The 2,145-nt window shown below is 35.3% G+C and carries 4 protein-coding genes; 2 read left to right on the top strand and 2 right to left on the bottom strand.

The genetic code is table 11. The features are described 5' to 3' along the window. Both BKK47_RS12530 and BKK47_RS12040 read left to right on the top strand, forming a co-directional pair. A partial coding sequence (locus tag BKK47_RS12530) for a DUF1281 family ferredoxin-like fold protein (RefSeq protein ID WP_482822355.1) occupies positions 1 to 237 on the top strand: 237 nt, incomplete at its 5' end. A gap of 120 nt (positions 238 to 357) precedes the next feature. Next, on the top strand, positions 358 to 1,119 hold the full coding sequence (locus BKK47_RS12040) for an N-6 DNA methylase (protein ID WP_077495058.1): 762 nt from the start codon (positions 358 to 360) through the stop codon (positions 1,117 to 1,119). Positions 1,120 to 1,171: 52 nt separating this feature from the next. On the opposite strand, the gene BKK47_RS12035 is transcribed toward BKK47_RS12040, so the two are convergent. Both BKK47_RS12035 and BKK47_RS12030 read right to left on the bottom strand, forming a co-directional pair. Further along, a complete protein-coding gene (locus tag BKK47_RS12035) occupies positions 1,172 to 1,768 on the bottom strand; it encodes a recombinase family protein (RefSeq protein WP_077495057.1) in 597 nt (198 codons plus the stop codon). Positions 1,769 to 1,798: 30 nt separating this feature from the next. Then, entirely contained in the window at positions 1,799 to 2,041 is a 243-nt protein-coding gene (locus BKK47_RS12030) for a hypothetical protein (protein ID WP_077495056.1), read from the bottom strand. Positions 2,042 to 2,145: the final 104 nt, after the last annotated feature.

Genomic DNA, 2,145 nt, shown 5'->3' with positions numbered 1-2,145 from the left:
ATTGTTTGTGAGTTCGATACACCTTGGAGCCCACCGGAAGAATGGTTCGCGACACTTTGTGAAACTTTCTCAAATTATCAAATGCGACTTGCCTATTTTGAGCCGGGAATGTGGTTTGCCGGCGAACTGATTTCAGATACGCAAGGCGGTTATTCTTCAAACTGGATAGATGACTCAGAAATGAAGACATTTATTCTTCGGGAATTTCATTGGGATTTTACCGAAGAGGAAGAGTAAACCTTTAATCTGTGAATACAACCAAAGTGTGGTCAATTTTAACCGCACTTTTCATCCCATAGGGACAAATTCCTTATGGGATTTGCTCCCTATTCAATAATTGATAAGGAGCAATCCATAATGGATTTCGAACAAAAATTTACCGCACTTTTTAAATCGATTGCACCTCATTACCGGCGTTCTGAAGTGTTCTATGACTTTATAACGATTTTGGGACTTGAGTTTTATCTGGTTTTGTATGGTGAGTCAGCGGATGAAACGCTGAAACAGCGTTATCAGACGGCTGTAGGTCACTACACAGATGACGAAAAGCAAAAGTTAGTTGAGCTTAGTGTGATTGTGGTAGAAGCCCTTGAAAACAAGACCTATGATTTTTTAGGTTCGGTGTTTATGGGCTTAGAGCTCGGCGATAGATATAAAGCACAGCATTTCACACCGAGTTATGTTGCGCAAGCAATGGCTGCGATGACATTATCCAATTGTCATGAGTTAATTCAACGACGTGGATTTATCCGATTGCAAGAGCCGACCTGTGGTTCCGGTGTGATGATTATTGAAGCATATAATTATTTACGTCAAGAGTCATTTAATCCGCAGCAACAGATGTGGGTACAAGCTCGTGATTTGGATTTTACTGCTGCAATGATGTGTTATATTCAAATGACACTTTTACACATACCGGGCGAAGTGATAATTGGGGATACCTTACAAAATGAGGTTCATCATCATTTATACACAACAGCTCATCTATGGGGGAACTGGAACAATAAATTAGCATGCGCAGATTTAGATACTGAACCAGAAATTCAAAGAATTGAATCTGAACCAGTAGAAGAATTGCCATTTGAAATTGATTGGGAAAGTGAACCGATGTTTTATTAAAAGTTAAATGCCACTCTATTTGGTGCTAAAAAGCCTAGTGAATTAAAATTTACTAGGCTTTATTTATATACTCTCTATTATAGATACCTTTTAATTTTGCTACAGTTGATTTTGATAGATTGTAATTTTGCATGACAACGCTAATGGAATGACCTGATTTAAAATCTTTGTAGATTTTATGGCGTATTTTTTCCGTTACTTTAGGAGGTCGTCCGCCCAATGCTTTTTTATTACCTGAAGTAAGTTTAGCTCGTTTGCCTTCTTGAGTGCGTTCAACAATAAAACTTCTTTCCAGTTCTGCAAAAATGCCTAATAACTGAATTAATGCTGTTCCCATAGGATTATCTTGTTTTCGGGTATCTATTCCTTGCTGTATTGCAACAAACCCAACATTTTTCTTTTTAAAGATTTCAAGGGTATTTAGACATTGTGTAAGGCTTCTGCCTAAACGGTCAAGTTTAGTGACAACAACAATATCACCTTCACGGATATAATCGAGTAATTCATCAAGTTGCTTTTTATTTTTATCCGCTTTGCCGGAATGTTTGCCCGAGAAAATCTTTATACAGCCGAACTCTTCTAATGTGCGGATTTGTTCTGCTAAATCTTGTTGTTGAGTAGATACGCGGGCGAAACCAATTTTAGCCACCGCTTTCTCCTTGTAAAAATTAATATCTAATTATTTAGTAGGATAGTTATCTATTTTGGTGATGTTTTCATCTATTAACTCTTTTAATTTATTTTCTAATTTTTTTCTCTGGTTATTAGTTTGTAAGGCCTTGATAAAAACAAAAATCTGTATTATTAAAGCAAATGATGCTATATAGGTATATTCATTAATTCCTTTTTCCATGTAGTTTAGTATTAATGCTGTAAAAAGCATCGTCATTGTTATTAAAGTGAAAATTGTTGAGCTTCTCATTTTTATGCTCCTGGTTTATTGATGTTTGGGTTTTTATTAACTATTAATTTGTCAAATTTACTTTCAATATTTTTCATTTTGTAAGTTATTTATTTTTATTTTCT

The organism is Rodentibacter mrazii (assembly GCF_001998825.1).
Classification (GTDB): domain Bacteria; phylum Pseudomonadota; class Gammaproteobacteria; order Enterobacterales; family Pasteurellaceae; genus Rodentibacter; species Rodentibacter mrazii.
Note: the sequence above shows the minus strand (reverse complement) of the source record. Positions and strands in the feature narration are given on the sequence as shown.